Below are 19,128 nucleotides of genomic sequence, written 5' to 3'. Positions count from 1 at the left end.
CGCCTCCGATGTCTGAATTGCGATGCGGATGGTCTCAGTCATGGGCCACCCCCAGATAGGCGTCGATCACGTCTTGATTGCTGCGCACCTCGTCGGGCGTGCCGTCACCGATCTTCTTGCCGTAATCCATCACGACGACCCGGTCGGAGAGATCCATCACGACGCCCATATCGTGTTCGATCAGGACGATGGTGGTGCCGAATTCGTCGTTCACGTCGAGGATGAAGCGGCTCATGTCCTCTTTCTCTTCGACGTTCATCCCGGCCATCGGCTCGTCGAGCAGAAGGATCTTCGGCTCGGCGGCCAGCGCACGCGCCAGCTCCACCCGCTTCTTCAGACCGTAGGGCAGACGCCCCACCGGCGTTTTGCGGATATTCTGGATCTCGAGAAAGTCGATGATCTTCTCGACCTTCTCGCGGTTCTCGTGCTCCTCGGCGGCGGCACCCGTCCACCACCAGCCCGCCTGCGACATGAGACCCTTCTTCATATGGGTCAGCCGTCCGGTCATGATGTTGTCGAGCACCGACATGCCGTCGAACAACGCGATGTTCTGGAAGGTGCGCGCGATGCCGAGACGCGCGACCTGATAAGGCTTCATCGGCCCGCGCTTGATGCCCTTGTAGAACACCTCGCCCTCGGTCGGGATATAGAAGCCCGAGATGACGTTCAGCATCGAGGATTTCCCCGCGCCGTTCGGCCCGATGATCGCGCGGATCTCGCCCTCGCGGATGTCGAAGGAGATATCCTTGATCGCCACCACACCGCCGAAGCGCAGCGTGATGTTCTTCATCTCCATGATGACCCCGCCGATCTGGCGGCCGTCGGCGGTGACGTAACCTTCGTTCATGTCTTTCATTCCGCCGCCTCCGCCATCTGTTTCGGGGCCACGACCTTCGCGTCGGCGATCTTCAGCGTCGCCTTGATCGAGCCTTTGCGCCCGTCCTCGTAGGTCACTTCCGTTTCGGTGTAGATCTCGTCGCGCCCGTCGTAGAGCGCCGCGATGAGGTCGGCGAATTTCTCGCCGATCACGTTGCGGCGGACCTTGCGGGTGCGGGTCATCTCGCCGTCATCGGCATCGAGTTCCTTATGCAGGATCAGGAAGCGATGGACCTGACAGCCCGAGAGCATCGGGTCTTCGGCGATGCTTTCATTCACCTCTTCGACATGCTCGCGGATCATCTCGTAGACGCGCGGATGGCCCGCAAGCTCCTGATAGGAGGCGTAGGAGATGTTGTTGCGCTCGGCCCAGTTGCCGACCGCGGTGAGGTCGATATTGATGAAAGCCGTGCACCGGTCCTTACCCGCACCGAACACCACCGCCTCGAGGATCGAGGGGAAGAATTTCAGCTTGTTCTCGACATATTTCGGCGCGAACAGGCGACCGTCGGCCATCTTGCCCACGTCCTTCGCGCGGTCGATGATCCGCAGATGCCCGGTGTCTTCCTCGAAGAAGCCCGCATCGCCCGTCGCGACCCAGCCTTCCGGATCCTTGGTCGAGGCCGTGCTCTCAGCGTTCTTGTAATACTCCACGAAGGTGCCGGGGCTGCGATAGAACACCTCGCCATTGTCGGCGATCTTCACCTCGACGCCCGGGGACGGCACGCCAACCGTATCGGCGCGCACTTCGCCATCGGGCTGCTGGGTGATGAAGACCGACGCCTCGGTCTGACCGTAGAGCTGCTTCAGGTTGATCCCGAGCGAGCGGTAGAAGGAGAAGATCTCCGGCCCGATCGCCTCGCCCGCCGTGTAGCCCACGCGGATGCGCGAGAAGCCCAGCGTGTTCTTGAGCGGGCCATAGACGAAGAAATTGCCCAGCGCATAGGACATCCGCTTGCCGAAGCTGACGGGCTTGCCGTCGAGAATGTCGGGACCGACTTCGCGCGCGACCTTCATGTAGTGATCGAACAGCTTCTTCTTCAGCTTGCCCGCATCTTCCATGCGGATCATCACCGAGGTCAGCTGATTCTCGAAGACCCGCGGCGGCGCGAAGAAATAGGTCGGCCCGATCTCGCGCAGGTCGATCATCATCGTCTCGGGGCTTTCCGGGCAGTTCACGGTGAAGCCCGACCAATAGGCCTGCCCGATCGAGAAGATGAAATCGCCCACCCATGCCATCGGCAGGTAGGCCAGAACCTCGTCATTATGGTTCAGGTGATCGAATTCCGAGGACGCCTTGGCGGTCTCGATGATGTTGCGGTTCGACAGGACCACGCCCTTCGGCTTGCCGGTCGTGCCCGAGGTGTAGAGCATCACGCAGGTGCTGTCATAGGTCAGCTCGGCGATGCGCTTGTCCAACTCGGCTTCGTAGCGCGAATGGCCCGCGCGGCCTTCGGCCTGCACGTCCTCCAGCGCATTCATGCGCGAATGGTCGTATTTCCGCATGCCGCGCTTGTCGGTGTAGGTGACATGGGTGATCGCGTGGATGCGGTCTTCGATCTCGACGATCTTGTCGACCTGTTCCTGATCGCCGCAGACGACGAAACGCGCGCCGCAATGCTCCATCACATAGGCCATCTCGTCGGCCGCCGCGTCCTGATAGAGCGGCACCGGAATCGCGCCGCACATCTGCGCCGCGACCATCGACCAGTAATGCATGGGGCGGTTGCGCCCGATGATGGCGATATAATCGCCCCGTTCCACGCCGAGGCTCAGGAAGCCCAGCGCCATCGCGCGGATTTCCTCGGCCGCTTCGGCCCAGCTCCAGCTCTGCCAGATCCCGAATTCCTTTTCGCGATAGGCGGGGTAGCCACCATATCGGGCCACGTTCCGCGCCAAAAGCGCAGGAATCGATTGGGCAGATTCCTGCCCCTTCGCGACTGCGTCAGCCAAATTTTCCTCCCTCGCGCCGGTATGTCCGGCGTCCCTCGACCGCCCCGGGCGCTCCTCCGCGCACAGTTCGGCATGGCTCGACAGTCCATGTCAAAGTTTTCGTGATCTTTTCGTGATTGTAACGAATTCTTACGACCTCGCGTCGCCGCGAAACACGCTTTGCCGCGCCGCCCGCCGGTGGTAGCAAAAGCCAAGGAGCGGGAGGGGCGAGGTGAGCGAAACGAGCCGCGAGCGGCTGACACAGGCGGGGCTGAACCTGATCGGACAGGCGCTGTCGATCTTCGACAGCGATCTGCGGCTGGCCGTGTCGAACCGGCAATATCAGCTGATGTTCGACCTGCCCGATACGCTGACCCAGCCCGGCACCACCTTCGAGGACACGATTCGCTTCCTCGTCACGCGGGGCGAATATGGCGAGGTCGACGATATCGAGGCCGCCGTCCGCGAACGGGTCGAGACCGCCCGCGCCTTCGAGGCCCATTACATGGAGCGCCAGCGGGCGAACGGGCGCACGATCTCGGTCGAAGGCGCGCCGCTGCCCGAAGGCGGCTGGGTCACGGTCTACACCGACATCACGCCGGTGAAGCGGCAAGAGGCGCTGTTGCGCGCGCGGTCCGAGGAATTGTCAGACCAGTTGCTCGACCATGCCGAGGCGCTGGCGGCGGCGAACCGGGAACTTGCGGCGACCAACATGGCGCTGGAGGAGACTTCGCGCCAACTGGCCATCACCGAAGCCCGCACGCGGCAGGTGACCGAGATGATGCCCGCTCATATCGCGCGCGTCGATCGCAACCTGATCTACACCTTCTCCAACAGGCGCCTGTCGACCGTGATGCCCGGATCGCTCGCCAATGCGGTCGGCCACCACGCGAGCGAGGCGCTCGGCCCCGAGACCTATCGCAAGATCACACCCGGGTTCCGGCGCGCGCTGGCGGGCGAGGCAAGCGTCGTCGAGATCACCCATGACCCGTCTGGCCGGCGCATCCGCGTCGCGCTGACCCCCGATCTTGCCAGCAAGAACGAGGTGAGCGGGGTCTACATTCTCTCCACCGACGTCACGCATGAGGCGCAGGCCCGCGCAGCACTCGCGCAATCGGCGAAGCGCGAATTGGCCGCGCAGCTCTCCTCGGGGCTCGCGCATGACTTCGCCAATCTGCTGACGATCATCCTCGGTTTGCAGGGGCGGCTCGAACGGATGGAAGGGCTACCCGCCGACGCGCAAGACGCGATCCGGGCGACCCTTGGCGCGGCGCGGCGCGGCGGCACGCTTCTCGACCGGATCGCCGCGATCTCCGGCCCGCGCGAGCTGCGCCCGCAGGCGGTGGTGCTGGACGATCTCTTCGACGATCTCGCCGCGATGGCGGGGCCTACGCTCCATGATCCGGTGACGCTCGATTTCGACAATTGCGACCTGAAAGACCCGATCCTGCTCGATCCCGGCCCGTTGCAGGACAGCCTGCTGAACCTGATCCTGAACGCAAATCACGCGATGCGCGCCGAGGGCGGCACGATCCGGATCGAGGCCCGCGCGGTGCGCGATACATGGGTCGAAATCGCAGTGACCGATCAGGGCGGCGGGTTCTCGGATGAGGCGCTCGAACATGCGCTCGATCCGTTCTTCACGACCAAGGGCAATGAGGGCTCCGGGCTCGGCCTGTCGATGGTCTATGACCAGACCAAGCTCGCGGGCGGCACGCTGCGGCTGGCCAATACCGAGGACGGCGCGCGCGTCACGATGCGCCTGCCGCTGAAACCCGCCGCCCGCCAAGCCGAGCCGATGATGGTGCTGCTGGTCGAGGATGACGAAGACATTCGCGCTAGCACCCGCGACATGCTGCGGGCGATGGATCACACGGTCGTCGAGGCGGGCACGATCGCCGAGGCCGAGGCGCTTCTGAACCTGCCCGATATCGCGCTGGTCCTCTCGGATATCCAGCTGCCCGGACCGCGCAGCGGGGTGGATCTTGCCCGCAAAATCCGCAATCAGGTTCCCATGATCCTGATGACCTCGCTGCCGCCGGGCGATGCGCTGCGCGCGCAGGCCCCCTGCCCGGTCCTTCAGAAACCCTTTACCGCCGCGCAGCTTGCGGCGCTGCTTGCGGGAGTGCCTCGATGAGTGCCGACCATCCCCTTGTCGCGATCCTCGACGACGAGCCCGAAATCCGCCGGATGCTTTCCGACGCGCTCGAAGAGGCCGGGTTCCGCACGACCTGCTACGGCCGCGCGACCGAGTTCGAAGCCGGATTGAAGCGCTCCTCGCCCGATGTCTGCCTCGTCGATCTTGGCCTGCCCGATCGCGACGGTCTGGCGCTGGTGCATCGGCTGGCACTGGAATCCGGCGCCGCGATCATCATCATCTCGGGCCGCGCGCAGGTGCAGGACCGGGTGACGGGGCTGGAGCTTGGCGCGGATGACTACATCATCAAACCCTTCGATCCGGCCGAGGTCGTGGCCCGCATCCGCGCGCGCCTGCGCAAGGGACGCAACGAAGGCCCGGCGCAGGCGCAGACCGCCCATTTCGCAGGCTGGACCGCACATTTCGACCGCTACCTGCTGGTGGCGGAGGACGGGGCCGAGACGTCGTTCTCTCATGCCGAAGGCGAAGTGCTGCGACTGTTTCTAGAAAGCCCGAACCGGCTGATCACCCGCGCGCAGATGCAGGAAAGCTTGGGCGGTGCGGCAGGAGAAAGCTTCGACCGGGCCATGGATGTGCGGATCTCGCGGCTGCGCACGAAGCTTCGCGAAGATCCGAAAAACCCGCGCCTTATCAAGACCATCTACGGCGCAGGCTATATCTTCCTGGGCGAGGTCCGCTGGAGCTGACGACACCGCCTCTAGCGCGGACATCAAGGCGTTAACCTCTTTTCGCTGGCCAAAACTGCCCCGCTCTGATTCACTTCACGAAATCGGGATACAGGGGCACTGCCATGCTCAACCTCCTTCTTCACACGCCGACGTCGCGACGGTTCTATCGCGTGGAAGTCTCCGACAACCTGTTCGGGGAATATACTGTGCTGCGCGAATGGGGCCTGCAGGGCCAGACCGGCGCGTCCTGTCTTCGGTGGTTCTCCAACCTGCGCGACGCAGTCCATGCGGCGGAGCGGTTTCGTCGCCGGGCGCAGCGCCGCGGCTATGCGCTGAGCGAAGCGGGCGCGGGCGAAGCGCAGGCCTGAGCCCTACTCAGTCTTCGGAGTTCTCTGCTTTCTCCGCCGCCGCGCGTTCCTCGCGCTTGATCTTCGCCCGCATCTTCTCCAGCCGCGCCTTCAGCTTGCTGCGGCGACGGTTCTGATAGGCCGTGATGATCGGCAGCGACACGTAGTAGCAAATCGTCGCCGCGATCACGCCGGGACCGATCCCGCCGATCAGATAGGGCAGCCAGACATCGGTGAAGAACCGCTCCAGCCCGCTCCATTCCGCATGCTCGGGGGTGAACATCGCCCAGAAGTTATGCAGCAGATCGTGGCTCGCCGCCTGAAAGGTCTGCAGCAGGCTTTCCGGTTCTCCGCCATGATCGAGCCGGTCGCCGAGGATCTTGTGACCCAGCTTCGTCGAGAAGACCGCGATGATCGGAAAGGTGACCGGGTTGCCGAAGAAGGTGGCAAGGATCGCCGCGAGGATATTGCCGCGCATGATCCAGGCCACGGCCGCGGCGCTGACGAAGTGAAATCCAAAGAGCGGCGTGAAAGAGACCAGGACCCCGGCCCAGACGCCACGCGCGATCCGGTGCGGTCGGTCGGGAAGCCGGTTGACCCGGTGCTTGACGTACTGGAAAGCCCGGGACCAGCCCGAACGCGGCCAGATCGCCTCGCGCAGGTTGGCCCAAACCCCCCGTTTTTCGCGCCGTCTGAAGACCACGCTGCCGTCCTTTCTCCCCCCTGCGCCGTGTGCGTCAGGGTTTGCGCGACAGGTTTCTGATCCGCTCCACCTGTGCCACGTCGCTCTCCGCCTCCAAGGCGGTAAGCAGGCGATGCATATGTTCTGCATCGCACAGTTCGACCTCGACGAGAACCGAATAGAAGTCCGGCTTACGCTCCACAAAGTCGAGGTCCGAAATATTTGCCTTCTGCTGACCGATCAATGTGCAGATATGTCCCAGCACGCCCGCATCGTTCGAGATCGTGACCTTTAGGGTCGCGGTATAGGCGGGCGGGTGTTGCCCGGTCTTCCAATGCAGATCGACCCAGCGTTCGGGCTGATCCTCGAACTCTTCGAGCGCGGGGCAATCGATCGCGTGGATCACCACGCCCTTGCCGCGATAGGTGATGCCGACGATGCGCTCGCCCGGCAGCGGCTGGCAGCAATCGGCGCGGCGGAAGCTCTGATCGGCGCCGAGGCCCAGAACGGCGCGGGTCGGCTCGATCTCGGTGCCTTCGCGGCGTTGGGCAAGCTCCGGATACAGCGCGTCGAGCACGTCCGAGGCCGCCAGTTCGGCAGAGCCGAGCCGGGCGAGAACCTCGTCCTGATCGCCGATCCCCAGCGCCTTGCCGGCGGTGCGCAGCGCCTTGTCGGTCACGCGGCGGCCGACATGCTCGAAGGCCACCCGCGCCAGTTCCTGCCCCAGCTTGATGAAGCGGTCGCGATCTTCCTCGCGCAGTGATTTGCGGATCGCGGCCTTGGCGCGCCCGGTCGCCACTATATCGAGCCAGGTCAGCTGCGGACGCTGGCCCGAGGCGGTGATCACCTCGACCGATTGGCCGTTCTTCAGCCGGGTCCAGAGCGGCACGCGGATGCCATCGACCTTGGCACCGACGCAGCTATTGCCGATCCGCGTGTGGATCGCATAGGCGAAATCGATCGGGGTCGCGCCCTTGGGAAGCTTCACCACATCGCCTTTCGGGGTGAAGCAGAAGACCTGATCGGAATACATCTCGAGTTTGACGTTCTCGAGAAACTCGTCGTGATCGCCATCGCCATCGGGGTCCGAGAATCGCTCGCTGAGCGAGGCGAGCCATTTCGCCGGATCGACCGCGAAGGGGTTCTGCGCCCGCTCGCCGTCGCGATATGACCAGTGCGCCGCGACGCCGGCCTCGGCCACTTCGTGCATCTGCCGGGTGCGGATCTGCACCTCGACGCGCTTGCCGTCACGCCCCGAAACGGTGGTGTGAATCGAGCGGTAGCCGTTGGTCTTCGGCTGACTGATGTAATCCTTGAACCGGGTCGGCACCGCGCGCCAGCGGTGGTGGATCAGGCCCAGCACCCGGTAGCAATCCATCTCGGTGCGGGTAATGACGCGGAAACCGTAGATATCCGACAGGCGCGAGAAGGTGAGCTGCTTCTCCTCCATCTTGCGCCAGATCGAATAGGGCCGCTTCGCGCGACCGAAGACGTCGGCGTCGATGTCCTCGTCTTCGAGCAGCGCGCGGATGTCGGCGGTGATCTTCGGGATCACATCGCCGGTTTCCTTCTGCAGGCTGACGAAGCGCCGAATGATCGAGGTGCGTGCCTCGGGGTTGAGCACCTTGAAGGCGAGGTCTTCAAGCTCCTCGCGCATCCATTGCATACCCATCCGGCCTGCGAGCGGCGCGTAGATCTCCATCGTCTCGCGCGCTTTCTGCGCCTGCTTCTCGGCCCGCATCGAGCGGATCGTGCGCATGTTGTGCAGACGGTCGGCGAGCTTCACGAGGATCACCCGCAGGTCTTTCGACATCGCCATGAACAGCTTGCGGAAGTTCTCCGCCTGCTTCGAGGCCGCGTTCGAAAGTTGCAGATTGGTCAGCTTGGTGACGCCATCGACCAGCTCGGCAATCTGCTCGCCGAACATCTCGGACACTTCGCCATAGGTCGAGCGCGTGTCTTCGATCGTGTCGTGCAAAAGGGCGGTGACGATTGTCGCATCATCCAGACGCTGCTCGGTCAGGATCGCCGCCACCGCGACGGGATGCGAAAAATAGGGCTCGCCCGAATGCCGGAACTGCCCTTCATGCATGTCTTTTCCGTAGGCATAGGCCTTCCGGATCAGATCCGCATCGGTCTTGGGATTATAATTGCGGACGAGCGCGATCAGGTCTTCGACGTCGATCATTCGCGCTCGTTCCAGCCAATCAGTGGATTATTCGCGCCCCTGCGCGTCCATCAGCGCGCGCAGCATACGCTCTTCGCTCATGTCGTCTTCGACGGCACGATCGGGGCTCTCGCCACCCATGAGCATCGCCATCGAGTCCTCTTCGGGCTCGTCGACCTCAATCTGGGTCTGGTTGCTCTCGATGAGACGCTCACGCAGATCCTCGGCCGATTGGGTCTCCTCGGCGATTTCGCGCAGAGCGACGACGGGGTTTTTATCGTTGTCACGCTCGACCGTGAGGGGAGCGCCAGCAGCGATTTCGCGGGCACGATGCGAAGCGAGCATTACCAGCTCGAAGCGGTTCGGAACCTTGTCAACGCAATCTTCAACCGTCACGCGGGCCATGAATCTCTCCAGAAGAACTCGGATTGAGGGCCCTACTTAGGCTTTGCAGTGCAGAAACACAAGCGCCCATCCGGCCCGTCCGCAGGGTTTTGACCACGTTACAGAGGGGAAATCGGGGATTTTTCCGCCTCGGGAAGGGCGGCGAGCATTTCCATCACGCTGTCGCCCGTGATCGGGTGGCGCCAGAGCGGCGCGATTTCGGCCAAGGGAATCAGCACGAAAGCCCTGTCCTGCAAGCGCGGATGCGGCAGGATCAGGTCGGTCGGGGCGTCGCGCTGCTGCGCCTCCGGCGGAAGGTTTTTCCAGCGCAGAAAGCTCTCGCGTTCCGGCAGAACCCGATCCTCCGAGGCGATCAGGTCGATATCGACAACACGCGCGCTCCAACGACCTTCCCGCACACGGCCAAATTCTTCTTCGACTCCATGAAGTTGCGCGAGCGCATCGCGCGGTTGCAAACTGCTTCGCATTTTGCAACAAGCGTTCACGAAATCGGGACCGGACCCTTCGGGAACGGCAGGCGTCGACCAGAACCGACTGGCGGCAACCAAGGAAAACCCCAATTGCTCGAGCCGCTCGATCGCGGCGCAGAGCGTAGTGCGAGGAGACCCGAATTGGCTTGGTAGATTCGCCCCGAAAGCGACCAAATAGTTAGTGTCCATAAAGACAGATTCCGTTTCCCTCGCGAAATGCGATATGTCCTAGATAAATCTGGTCGGCCCTCCCCGCCTGTGCAACACAATTGATGCGGCTATACTTTCCGTATCGGCACCTGCGCGAACTGGTCCACCCTACCTGTGCAAGAGGACTGTATGTTCTACAAGGACGAACGGCTCGCCCTGTTCATTGACGGATCTAATCTCTATGCGGCCGCCAAGGCGCTTGGCTTTGATATTGATTACAAGCTGTTGAGACAAGAATTCGAACGCCGCGGCAAACTCGTCCGCGCGTTCTATTACACCGCTCTTCTGGAGAGTGAAGAATATTCGCCGATCCGACCGCTCGTGGATTGGTTGAATTACAACGGCTTCGCGATGGTCACCAAACCGGCCAAGGAATACACGGATTCCATGGGTCGCCGGAAGGTGAAGGGCAATATGGATATCGAGCTGGCCGTCGATGCGATGGAACTCGCACCGCGCCTCGATCATATCGTGCTGTTCTCGGGCGATGGCGATTTCCGTCCGCTGATCGAAAGCCTTCAGCGTCAGGGCTGCCGCGTCTCGGTCGTCTCGACGATCCGCTCGCAGCCGCCGATGATCGCCGACGAGCTGCGCCGTCAGGCCGACAATTTCATCGAACTCGACGCGCTGCGCGAAGTGATCGGTCGCCCGCCGCGCGAGCCGCGCGAGGACGAGAACGGCGACGAGAGCTGATCCGGGGCCTGACGCGACCCGTAATTCGTGATTGAAGGGGCGTGCGGTTCACCTGCGCGCCCTTTGTCATTGCGGAAAGCTTTATGCTCGAAAACGTCTCCCTCTTCGGCCTCTTCGTCTCGGCGCTTCTGGCGGCGACGCCGATCCCGTTCCAGTCGGAGCTCGTATTCGTCGCGCTGCAGACGCTTGGCACACAAAATATCTGGCTGATGATCCTCATCGCCGCCGTGGGAAACACGATCGGCTCGCTCGTCACCTACGTGATCGGACTGGGCGTCACCCACTGGAAAGACCGCAAATGGTTTCCCGCCTCCGAAGCGCAGCTCGCGCGCGGCCATCGCTGGTTCAAGCGCTGGGGGATCGGGCTGCTGTTGCTGAGCTGGGCCCCCGGCGGCGATCTGATCTGCCTGATCTCCGGCATCCTGCGCATGTCGCTCTGGCTCTTCATTCCGCTGGTCTTCGTGGCCAAGGCCGGGCGCTACGCGGTGCTGGCCTGGCTGACGGCGGAAGCGATCAAACTCGCAAGCTGATCGCCTCTGGACGCGAGGCGGACGGCGCTTTAGGTCTGAACCCGAACAAAGGAGCGCGCGATGAAACCCTCCCTGACCCTTTATCTGGCGGCCCCGCGCGGCTTTTGCGCGGGCGTCGACCGAGCGATCAAGATCGTCGAGATGGCGATCGAGAAATGGGGCGCACCGGTCTATGTGCGCCACGAGATCGTGCATAACAAATACGTCGTCGACAGCCTGCGCGACCAAGGCGCGGTCTTCGTGGAAGAGCTCGACGAATGCCCCGATGACCGGCCGGTGATCTTCTCGGCCCATGGCGTGCCGAAATCGGTGCCCGCCGAGGCGTCGCGGCGCGAGATGATCTATGTCGATGCGACCTGCCCGCTGGTGAGCAAGGTCCACAAGGAAGCCGAGCGGCACTCGAACGAGGGGCTGCAGATGGTCATGATCGGCCATGCCGGCCACCCGGAAGTGCTGGGCACGATGGGGCAGCTGCCCGATGGCGAGGTACTGCTGGTCGAGACGGTCGAGGACGTGGCCAAGATCACGCCGCGCGATCCCGATCGGCTGGCCTTCATCACCCAGACCACGCTGTCGGTAGATGACACGGCGGCGATCGTGGCCGCGCTGCAGGACCGTTTTCCGAAGATCGTCGGCCCCGCCAAGGAAGACATCTGCTACGCCACCACCAACCGTCAGGCATCGGTGAAGGCGATGGCCGATCAGATAGACGCGCTGCTCGTGATCGGGGCGCCGAACTCGTCCAACTCGCGCCGTCTGGTCGAGGTTGGCAAAGCCTCGGGCTGCGCCTATTCGCAACTCGTGCAGCGCGCCGCGGATATCGACTGGCGCGCGCTGGAAGGTGTGCAGACGGTCGGCGTGACCGCGGGCGCGAGCGCGCCGGAAGTGCTGATCGACGAGGTGATCGACTCCTTCCGCCAGCGCTATGACCTGACCGTCGACCAGATCGAAACCGCCCGCGAGGACATCGAATTCAAGGTGCCCCGCGTGCTGAGAGAGGCGTCGTGATGCGCGAAATCGGCCCGAAAATCCCCGGCGGCGCTTTGCTCCTTGGCCTTGCCGGGCTGATCCCGTTCCTCTGGGGCGTGCTGGTCGTGCAGACCGGCCAATTCGCCTTCATCGCGGACCCGCGTGTGGCGGTGCTTGCCTATGGTCTGATGATCTTCTGCTTCATGGCGGGCAGCCTCTGGGGCTTCGCCGCGAGCGCGGAATGGGAGACCGGCTATTTCCTTGCCGTCGCTCCGGTCATCTTCTTCATCGCCTTCGTGGCGCTCGGGATGCCGGTGAATTTCGTGCTGATTCTGGGCTTCCTCGCGCTGCTGCCGCTCGACTGGTTGTTCCAGAAATTCGGCCACACACCGCGCTGGTGGCTCAAACTGCGCATCGGCCTGACGGTCGTCGTCGTCGCCTGCCTGATCGCGCTTGTGAGGACGTAACGAGATGAAGCTTTATTCGATGCCCTCCTCGGGCAACAGCTACAAGGTGCGTCTGCTGATGGCGCTTCTCGGTCAGAGCTACGACAAGATCGATGTCGAGTATGACACCGACGCCTTGGCCGAGGCTCATGAAAGCGGCGCGCTGCCCTTCGGTCGGGCGCCGGCGCTGCATCTCGACGACGGGCGGGTACTCGCGGAGTCCAACGCGATCCTGACCTATCTCGGCGAGGGCTCGCGCTTCATCCCAGAGGACCGGTTCGCCCGCGCGCAGATGCTGTCGTGGATGTTCTGGGAGCAGAACCAGCACGAGGGCGTCATCGCCGTGCGCGCCGCGATCCTGTGCTATCCGCATCGCGCCCATGAGCGCACGCAGGAGACGCTCGACGCGCTGGAAGTGCGCGGCCACGTCCTGCTGGGCATCATGGAACAGCGGCTGGAGCAGGCCGATTGGCTCGCGGGCGACACGATGAGCCTCGCCGATATCTGCCTCTACGCCTACACCCATACCGCCGAGACCCGCGGCGGTTATGATCTCGAGCCTTTCCCGGCGTTGCGCCGCTGGCTCGACCGGATCGCAGCGCTCGACGGCTATGTGGGTCTCGATGCCTGAGCTTTTCGCATGGACGGACGGCGCGTGCAGCGGCAATCCCGGCCCGGGCGGCTGGGGCGTCTTGATGCGCGCGATGGACGGCGACAGCGTCGTCAAGGAGCGCGAGCTGAAGGGCGGCGAGGCCGAGACCACCAATAACCGGATGGAGCTTCTGGCCGCGATCAACGCGCTGGAGACCCTGACCCGCGATACCGCGATCACGATCACCACCGACTCCGCTTATGTGAAGAACGGCGTGACCGGCTGGATCCACGGCTGGAAGCGCAACGGCTGGAAGACCGCGGCGAAGAAGCCGGTGAAGAATGTCGATCTCTGGCAGCGGCTCGACGAGGCGCAACGCCGCCATCGCGTGACGTGGGAGTGGATCAAGGGCCATGCGGGCCACCCCGAGAACGAGCGCGCCGACGAGCTGGCCCGCGCCGGGATGGAGCCGTTCAAACCGGCCAAGCAAAAATGACCGCCCTGCCCGACTGGCTGGGGGAGTTTCCCTTGGGCGCGGCGCTGGATTATGCCTCGGTGCTGGTCTTCGCGCTGACCGGGGCGCTGGTCGCCTCGCGCCAGCAGCTCGATCTCGTGGGCTTCATCTTCATTGCCGCGCTGACCGCTATCGGCGGCGGCACGCTGCGTGATCTGCTTCTGGGGCGCGACCCGGTCTTCTGGGTCGGCGATCCCACCTATGTGCTGATCGCGGCAGGGGCGGCGGTGGTCGTGTTCTTCACCGCGCATCTCTTGGAAAGCCGCTACCGCGCGCTGCTGTGGCTCGATGCCTGCGCCTTGGCGGTCGCCGTGCCTGCGGGCGTCGCGATCACGATGCGGCTGGAGCATGGCCCGGTCATCGTCCTGATCATGGGCATCGCCACCGGCACGTTCGGCGGCCTGATGCGCGACGTGGTCTGCAACGAGGTGCCGCTGGTTCTCAAACAGGGCGAGCTGTATCTCTCCTGCGCGTTTGCCGGGGCCATGAGCGCAGTGATCGCGACGGCGCTCGGGGCGGATACGCTGATCGCGCTTTTGATCTGCGGTGGCGTGACCTTTGCGCTGCGCGCCGGATCGCTGCGTTTCGGCTGGAAGCTTCCGGTCTACAAGGCCCGCCCGCCGCGCCAATACTGACGGAAGTCGATTAACCGAAGTAGCTCAGCACCACCGGCGCGAGGAAAGCGGTCAGCACCGCGTTCAGCCCCATGCCGATGGACGCAAACGCGCCTGCAGTCTCATGCACCTGAAAGGCGCGCGCCGTTCCGATCCCGTGGGCGGCCACACCCACCGCGAAGCCCCGCGCCCGCCAGTCGCGAAAACCCAGCAGGTTGAGCATCGGCGTCACCGTGATCGCCCCGATCATGCCGGTGAGGATCACCAGCGCAGCGGTCAGCGACGGCTCGCCACCAAGCGATTGCGAAATCCCGATAGCCACCGGGGCCGTCACCGATTTCGGCGCGAGCGAGGCGAGCAGTTCAGGCCCCGCGCCCATCGCCTTCGCAATCGCCAGAACCGAGACGATGGCCGTAACCGACCCCGCCGCCAGCCCCGCCGCAATCGGCAGCAGCGCGCGTTTCACCTTGGGCAGGTTCGCATGCAGCGGCACCGCAAGACAGACCGTCGCCGGGCCCAGCATGAAGTGCACGAATTGCGCCCCGTCGAAATAGCGCTGATAGGGCGTGCCGGTCATCAGGAGCACCGCGCCGAGGATCACCACGGCGATCATCACCGGATTGGCGAAGGGGCTGCGGTTCACGCGCCTGAAAATCGTATCCCCGATCCAATAGGCGATCAGCGTCGCCCACAGCCACAAGAGCGGTTCGGAGGACAGGTAGGACCAGAGCTTGAACGGATCAGTCATCGACATCGCTCCGGGTCAGCTTTGCCACCGCGACGAAGGCCGCCGCGCCCACCACGATCGCCAACATCGTCGACACCACCAGCGCGACCGCCAGCCCCAGCCCATGCTCGCGCAACGCACCAAGATGCGCGACGATCCCCACGCCGGCAGGCACGAAGAGAAGCGACAGGTGTTGCAACACGAATTGGCCCGTGGGGCGCACGATCTGCTGCACCTTCCCTGAGACGCTCATTGCGATCAGCAGGAAGATCATCCCCAGAACCGGGCCGGGAAGCGGCAGCTGCAAGGCGCGGGACAGGATCTCGCCAGCGAGTTGGCAGGCGAGGATCAGGGACAGGGCTGGGATCATCGGTCGGCTCCTTGGGACGCACCTGATGCTAAGCCTCCGCGATCAAAAGGAAAAGACAGCGGAGGTGCATACCCGACTGCGTCGGCGGGCATCTCGCGCCCCAATAGCTGCGCAAGAATGCGCCAATATATTGTGGATAATAGCCTCATCATCGCCAGATGCGGTGTCTTCCCATTGACTCGCAGGCCTGCTCTACGGACACTTCTCAGAACTCAGTCAGATTCGGAAAGTTCGGCAATTGCGCTTCTCTCGGCTACGTCTCAACGGTTTCAAGAGCTTCGTGGACCCCACGGATCTCGTGATCCATGACGGGCTGACCGGCGTCGTCGGGCCCAATGGCTGCGGCAAGTCGAACCTCTTGGAAGCGCTGCGCTGGGTGATGGGCGAGAACCGCCCCTCGGCGATGCGCGGCGGCGGCATGGAAGACGTGATCTTCGCCGGTGCCTCGTCGCGCGGCGCGCGCAATTTCGCGGAAGTCGCGCTGCAGATCGACAATACCGAGCGGCTTGCGCCCTCCGGGTTCAACGACAGCGACGGGCTGGAGATCGTGCGCCGGATCACCCGCGATGCGGGCTCGGCCTATAAGGTGAACTCCAAGGACGTGCGCGCCCGCGACGTGCAGATGCTGTTCGCCGATGCCTCGACCGGCGCGCATTCGCCCGCGCTCGTGCGGCAGGGCCAGATTTCCGAGCTCATCAACGCCAAGCCGAAGAACCGCCGCCGCATCCTCGAGGAAGCGGCCGGGATCTCGGGCCTCTATCAGCGCCGCCACGAGGCGGAGTTGAAGCTGAACGGCGCCGAACAGAACCTGACCCGCGTCGATGACGTGATCGAGCAACTCGCCTCGCAGCTGGCCACCCTCGCCCGGCAGGCGCGCCAAGCCGCGCGCTACCGCACCATCGGCGAAGAGCTGCGCCGCGCCGAGGGGATGCTGCTGTATCGCCGCTGGCGCGAAGCCGATCTGGCCCGCACCACTGCCGAAGAGGCGCATCGCGAGAAAGTCGCCGGGGCCGCGCAGGCCGAGAAAGCCTCCCGCGAATCCGCCAAAGCCCGGCAGGGCAAGGAAGACGCATTGCCGCCGCTGCGCGAGGAAGAGGCCATCGCGGGCGCGATCCTGCAGCGCCTCACCGTGCAACGCGACGCGCTCTCGGATCAGGAAGATCAGGCCATCGCGCGGATCGAGACGCTGAAGGCTCGGATCGAACAGCTCGTGCGCGACATGGAGCGCGAAGCGGGGCTCAACCGCGATGCGGGCGAGACGATCGGGCGGCTCGAATGGGAGCAGGCGCAGATCGCGAAAGCCTCCGAAGGGCATGAAGACAAGCTGGCGGCGGCGGTCGATGCAGCCCATGAGGCCGCGCAGATCCTGCAGGAGCGCGAGGCGCAACTGTCGGAACTGACCGAGGATGTCGCGCGGCTCGCGGCCCGCCACCAGTCGTCGCAGCGCCTCGTCACCGACAACCGCGCGACGGCGGAGAAATCCGAAGCCGCCGCGGCGCAGGCGAAGCAAGCCGCCGAAACCGCTGCCGCCGCGCTTGCGAAGGCGAACACCGAATTCGAGGCGGCAGAAGGCGCACAGACACAGGCGCAGGCCGCCGCCGAAGCCGCCGAGGAAGCGCTTGGCCAAGCCGATGACACGCGCGCCGAGGCTCAGGGCCGCGAAAGCGCCGCCCGGGCGGCACGCTCGGAAGCCGAGGGCGAAGCGGGGGCGTTGCGCGCCGAGGTGTCGGCGCTCGCGCGTCTGGTCGAGCGCGAAGCCTCCAACGGCCAGCAGATTCTCGACCGCGTCCGGGTGGATCGCGGCTACGAAGCGGCGCTTGGCGCTGCCCTCGCCGATGACCTGCGCGCGCCGGAAGTGGGCGAGGATGACGCGACCGGCTGGCAAGCCCTGCCCGACTACCCCACGCCGCAGCCCCTGCCCGTCGGTGTCGAGCCGCTCTCGGCCCATGTCGATGTGCCCGATGTGCTGGTCCGCCGGATTTCGCAGATCGGTCTGGTCGAGGATTACGACGAGGGCGTGCGGCTGCAGGATCAACTGGCCCCCGGCCAACGGCTCGTCTCGACCGAGGGCGACCTGTGGCGCTGGGACGGCTATCGCGCAGGCGCCGAGGATGCGCCGACAGCCGCCGCGCTGCGCCTGCAACAGCTCAACCGTCTGGTGGAGTTGAAGCGCGATCTGGAAGAGGCCGAGGCGCGCGCTTCGGGCGCGAAATCCGCCCATGAGGCACTGACCGCCGCGCTGGCCGAGGCCACCCGCGCCGATGCCGCCGCCCGCGAGGCGCGCCGCGATGCCGATCGCCGTCTGGCCGAAGCGGGCCGCGCGCTCAGCCGGGCCGAGGCCGATCGCTCCATCGCCAATTCCAAGCTGGAAAGCGCCCAGCTCGCCGTCGCCCGCCACGAGGAAGAGGCTGGCAGCGCGCGGATGGCACTGCGCGAAGCGGAGAATGCGCAATCCTCCCTGCCCGATCTGGACGCCGCGCGCGGCGACGTCGAGGCGGTGAAGATGACCGTTGAAGCGGCGCGCATGACGATGATGACCAAGCGCTCTGCCCATGACGAAATCCGCCGCGAGGGCGAGGCGCGGCTGAAGCGTCGGCAGGAGATCACCAAGGAAATCTCCGGCTGGCGGCACCGCTTGGAGACTGCCGAGAAACGCTCTGCCGAGCTGGAAACCCGCAAGATCGAGAGCGAGGCGGAGCTGAAGGACGCCTCCGCCGCGCCCGAGGAACTGGCCGCGAAACGCGCCGAGCTGTCGGAGGCCATCGCCACCGCCGAAGCGCGTCAGGCAGAGGCGTCGGACAAGCTTTCGAGCGCGGAAAGTGCCCTGCGCGAGGCGCAGCTGGCCGAGCGCGAGGCCGAACGTCTGGCCGGTGAGGCGCGCGAAGCCCGCGCCCGCGCCGAGGCCCGCGTCGACGCGGCCCGCGAAACCGTCGCCTATGCCGCCGAACGTATCCTCGAGGAGACCGAGAAGTCACCGCAGGATCTTCTGGAAAGCCTCGATGCCGATCCCGAGAAGATGCCCGACGCGGAGAAGCTCGACGCGGAAGTGAACCGGCTCAAGCGGCTTCGCGAGAGCCTTGGTGCTGTGAACCTGCGCGCCGAGGAAGACGCCCGCGAAGTGCAGGAAGAGCATGACACGCTGGTGCAGGAGAAATCCGATCTCGAAGAGGCGATCCGCAAGCTGCGCGCCGGGATTTCGGGCCTGAACCGCGAAGGGCGCGAGCGTCTGCTGACCGCGTTCGAGCAGGTGAACGAGAACTTCCGCACCCTGTTCACCCACCTCTTCGGTGGCGGTTCGGCAAACCTGCAGTTGGTCGAAAGCGACGATCCGCTGGAGGCCGGTCTCGAGATCATGTGCCAACCGCCGGGCAAGAAGCTATCGACGCTGTCGCTGCTGTCGGGCGGCGAGCAGACGCTGACCGCGATGGCGCTGATCTTCGCGGTCTTCATGGCCAACCCCGCCCCGATCTGCGTGCTCGACGAGGTCGACGCGCCGCTCGACGACGCCAACGTGACGCGCTTCTGCGACCTGCTCGACGAGATGACGCGGCGCACCGATACGCGCTTCCTGATCATCACCCACCACGCGGTGACGATGGCGCGGATGGACCGGCTGTTCGGGGTGACGATGCAGGAGCAGGGCGTGAGCCAGCTCGTTTCGGTCGACCTGAAGAAGGCCGAGGCGCTGGTGGCCTGAGGCAGAGGGGGCTCTGCCCCCGCGCATACTGCGCGCTCCCGGGATATTTCGATCAAGAAGA

At 64.7% G+C, this 19,128-nt stretch carries 19 protein-coding genes; 11 read left to right on the top strand and 8 right to left on the bottom strand.

The annotated features are described in order from the left end of the window. Window positions 1–34: 34 nt before the first annotated feature. Entirely contained in the window at window positions 35–856 is an 822-nt protein-coding gene (locus BMI89_RS09990) for an ABC transporter ATP-binding protein (protein WP_078522363.1), read from the bottom strand. Continuing rightward, window positions 853–2,829, bottom strand: coding sequence for a long-chain fatty acid--CoA ligase (locus BMI89_RS09985; RefSeq protein ID WP_078570800.1), 1,977 nt, complete (start codon window positions 2,827–2,829; stop codon window positions 853–855). Before BMI89_RS09985 ends, BMI89_RS09990 begins: the two co-directional genes overlap by 4 nt. 211 nt (window positions 2,830–3,040) lie before the next feature. Here BMI89_RS09985 and BMI89_RS09980 point away from each other — a divergent pair, with 211 nt between their 5' ends. The 3 genes from BMI89_RS09980 to BMI89_RS09970 all read left to right on the top strand — a co-directional run bounded on the left by BMI89_RS09980 (window position 3,041) and on the right by BMI89_RS09970 (window position 6,002). Beyond that, on the top strand, window positions 3,041–4,945 hold the full coding sequence (locus tag BMI89_RS09980) for a PAS-domain containing protein (RefSeq protein ID WP_078570799.1): 1,905 nt from the start codon (window positions 3,041–3,043) through the stop codon (window positions 4,943–4,945). Beyond that, window positions 4,942–5,652, top strand: a complete 711-nt coding sequence (locus tag BMI89_RS09975; RefSeq protein WP_078570798.1) for a response regulator transcription factor — start codon at window positions 4,942–4,944, stop codon at window positions 5,650–5,652. The genes BMI89_RS09980 and BMI89_RS09975 overlap by 4 nt, the downstream gene beginning before the upstream one ends. Window positions 5,653–5,756: 104 nt before the next feature. Beyond that, window positions 5,757–6,002, top strand: a complete 246-nt coding sequence (locus BMI89_RS09970) for a WGR domain-containing protein (protein WP_078541711.1) — start codon at window positions 5,757–5,759, stop codon at window positions 6,000–6,002. A 7-nt stretch (window positions 6,003–6,009) separates the two neighbouring features. Here BMI89_RS09970 and BMI89_RS09965 read toward each other — a convergent pair whose 3' ends face one another. From BMI89_RS09965 to folK, 4 genes are all read right to left on the bottom strand, one after another. Continuing rightward, complete coding sequence (locus BMI89_RS09965; RefSeq protein WP_078570797.1) at window positions 6,010–6,684, bottom strand: DUF2062 domain-containing protein; 675 nt, start codon at window positions 6,682–6,684, stop codon at window positions 6,010–6,012. Window positions 6,685–6,718: 34 nt separating this feature from the next. Continuing rightward, window positions 6,719–8,851, bottom strand: a complete 2,133-nt coding sequence (locus BMI89_RS09960) for a bifunctional (p)ppGpp synthetase/guanosine-3',5'-bis(diphosphate) 3'-pyrophosphohydrolase (RefSeq protein ID WP_078570796.1) — start codon at window positions 8,849–8,851, stop codon at window positions 6,719–6,721. A gap of 27 nt (window positions 8,852–8,878) precedes the next feature. Further along, complete coding sequence (gene rpoZ / locus BMI89_RS09955) at window positions 8,879–9,235, bottom strand: DNA-directed RNA polymerase subunit omega (protein ID WP_078522357.1); 357 nt, start codon at window positions 9,233–9,235, stop codon at window positions 8,879–8,881. 98 nt (window positions 9,236–9,333) lie between these two features. Next, complete coding sequence (folK, locus tag BMI89_RS09950) at window positions 9,334–9,879, bottom strand: 2-amino-4-hydroxy-6-hydroxymethyldihydropteridine diphosphokinase (protein WP_246832008.1); 546 nt, start codon at window positions 9,877–9,879, stop codon at window positions 9,334–9,336. A gap of 165 nt (window positions 9,880–10,044) precedes the next feature. Here folK and BMI89_RS09945 point away from each other — a divergent pair, with 165 nt between their 5' ends. From BMI89_RS09945 to BMI89_RS09915, 7 genes are all read left to right on the top strand, one after another. Further along, entirely contained in the window at window positions 10,045–10,608 is a 564-nt protein-coding gene (locus BMI89_RS09945; protein WP_078541707.1) for an NYN domain-containing protein, read from the top strand. A gap of 83 nt (window positions 10,609–10,691) precedes the next feature. Further along, on the top strand, window positions 10,692–11,138 hold the full coding sequence (locus tag BMI89_RS09940; protein WP_078570794.1) for a YqaA family protein: 447 nt from the start codon (window positions 10,692–10,694) through the stop codon (window positions 11,136–11,138). Window positions 11,139–11,198: 60 nt separating this feature from the next. Beyond that, window positions 11,199–12,146 carry a 4-hydroxy-3-methylbut-2-enyl diphosphate reductase gene (gene ispH, locus BMI89_RS09935; RefSeq protein ID WP_078570793.1) on the top strand — a complete coding sequence of 316 codons (948 nt, stop codon included), beginning with the start codon at window positions 11,199–11,201 and terminating at the stop codon, window positions 12,144–12,146. Then, a complete protein-coding gene (locus BMI89_RS09930; RefSeq protein WP_078570792.1) occupies window positions 12,146–12,574 on the top strand; it encodes a DUF3429 domain-containing protein in 429 nt (142 codons plus the stop codon). Before ispH ends, BMI89_RS09930 begins: the two co-directional genes overlap by 1 nt. A gap of 4 nt (window positions 12,575–12,578) precedes the next feature. Continuing rightward, complete coding sequence (locus tag BMI89_RS09925) at window positions 12,579–13,184, top strand: glutathione S-transferase family protein (protein WP_078550827.1); 606 nt, start codon at window positions 12,579–12,581, stop codon at window positions 13,182–13,184. Beyond that, window positions 13,177–13,641, top strand: coding sequence for a ribonuclease HI (rnhA, locus tag BMI89_RS09920; RefSeq protein ID WP_078570845.1), 465 nt, complete (start codon window positions 13,177–13,179; stop codon window positions 13,639–13,641). The genes BMI89_RS09925 and rnhA overlap by 8 nt, the downstream gene beginning before the upstream one ends. Then, window positions 13,638–14,294, top strand: a complete 657-nt coding sequence (locus BMI89_RS09915) for a trimeric intracellular cation channel family protein (RefSeq protein WP_078522350.1) — start codon at window positions 13,638–13,640, stop codon at window positions 14,292–14,294. Before rnhA ends, BMI89_RS09915 begins: the two co-directional genes overlap by 4 nt. Window positions 14,295–14,304: 10 nt before the next feature. On the opposite strand, the gene BMI89_RS09910 is transcribed toward BMI89_RS09915, so the two are convergent. Together BMI89_RS09910 and BMI89_RS09905 are read right to left on the bottom strand one after the other, a co-directional pair. Further along, window positions 14,305–15,021 carry an LrgB family protein gene (locus tag BMI89_RS09910; protein ID WP_078522349.1) on the bottom strand — a complete coding sequence of 239 codons (717 nt, stop codon included), beginning with the start codon at window positions 15,019–15,021 and terminating at the stop codon, window positions 14,305–14,307. Next, window positions 15,014–15,370 (bottom strand): CidA/LrgA family protein, encoded by a 357-nt coding sequence (locus tag BMI89_RS09905; RefSeq protein WP_078570791.1) that lies wholly within the window; start codon window positions 15,368–15,370, stop codon window positions 15,014–15,016. Before BMI89_RS09905 ends, BMI89_RS09910 begins: the two co-directional genes overlap by 8 nt. A gap of 238 nt (window positions 15,371–15,608) precedes the next feature. Between BMI89_RS09905 and smc the strand changes: the two genes are divergently transcribed. Then, window positions 15,609–19,067 carry a chromosome segregation protein SMC gene (smc, locus tag BMI89_RS09900; protein ID WP_078570790.1) on the top strand — a complete coding sequence of 1,153 codons (3,459 nt, stop codon included), beginning with the start codon at window positions 15,609–15,611 and terminating at the stop codon, window positions 19,065–19,067. The last annotated feature ends 61 nt before the right edge of the window (window positions 19,068–19,128 follow it).

Origin of the sequence: Thioclava sp. F36-7 (genome assembly GCF_002020075.1) — a bacterium.
Classification (GTDB): Bacteria; Pseudomonadota; Alphaproteobacteria; order Rhodobacterales; family Rhodobacteraceae; genus Thioclava; species Thioclava sediminum.
Note: the sequence above shows the minus strand (reverse complement) of the source record. Positions and strands in the feature narration are given on the sequence as shown.

Excerpts from the sequence above, each read along its gene's own strand:
- BMI89_RS09990 (WP_078522363.1), bottom strand. The coding sequence starts at position 856 with ATGAAAGACATGAACGAAGGTTACGTCACCGCCGACGGCCGCCAGATC.
- BMI89_RS09975 (WP_078570798.1), top strand. The coding sequence starts at position 4,942 with ATGAGTGCCGACCATCCCCTTGTCGCGATCCTCGACGACGAGCCCGAA.
- BMI89_RS09970 (WP_078541711.1), top strand. The coding sequence starts at position 5,757 with ATGCTCAACCTCCTTCTTCACACGCCGACGTCGCGACGGTTCTATCGC.
- BMI89_RS09960 (WP_078570796.1), bottom strand. The coding sequence starts at position 8,851 with ATGATCGACGTCGAAGACCTGATCGCGCTCGTCCGCAATTATAATCCC.
- rpoZ (WP_078522357.1), bottom strand. The coding sequence starts at position 9,235 with ATGGCCCGCGTGACGGTTGAAGATTGCGTTGACAAGGTTCCGAACCGC.
- BMI89_RS09945 (WP_078541707.1), top strand. The coding sequence starts at position 10,045 with ATGTTCTACAAGGACGAACGGCTCGCCCTGTTCATTGACGGATCTAAT.
- BMI89_RS09940 (WP_078570794.1), top strand. The coding sequence starts at position 10,692 with ATGCTCGAAAACGTCTCCCTCTTCGGCCTCTTCGTCTCGGCGCTTCTG.
- ispH (WP_078570793.1), top strand. The coding sequence starts at position 11,199 with ATGAAACCCTCCCTGACCCTTTATCTGGCGGCCCCGCGCGGCTTTTGC.
- BMI89_RS09930 (WP_078570792.1), top strand. The coding sequence starts at position 12,146 with ATGCGCGAAATCGGCCCGAAAATCCCCGGCGGCGCTTTGCTCCTTGGC.
- BMI89_RS09925 (WP_078550827.1), top strand. The coding sequence starts at position 12,579 with ATGAAGCTTTATTCGATGCCCTCCTCGGGCAACAGCTACAAGGTGCGT.
- rnhA (WP_078570845.1), top strand. The coding sequence starts at position 13,177 with ATGCCTGAGCTTTTCGCATGGACGGACGGCGCGTGCAGCGGCAATCCC.
- BMI89_RS09915 (WP_078522350.1), top strand. The coding sequence starts at position 13,638 with ATGACCGCCCTGCCCGACTGGCTGGGGGAGTTTCCCTTGGGCGCGGCG.
- BMI89_RS09910 (WP_078522349.1), bottom strand. The coding sequence starts at position 15,021 with ATGACTGATCCGTTCAAGCTCTGGTCCTACCTGTCCTCCGAACCGCTC.
- BMI89_RS09905 (WP_078570791.1), bottom strand. The coding sequence starts at position 15,370 with ATGATCCCAGCCCTGTCCCTGATCCTCGCCTGCCAACTCGCTGGCGAG.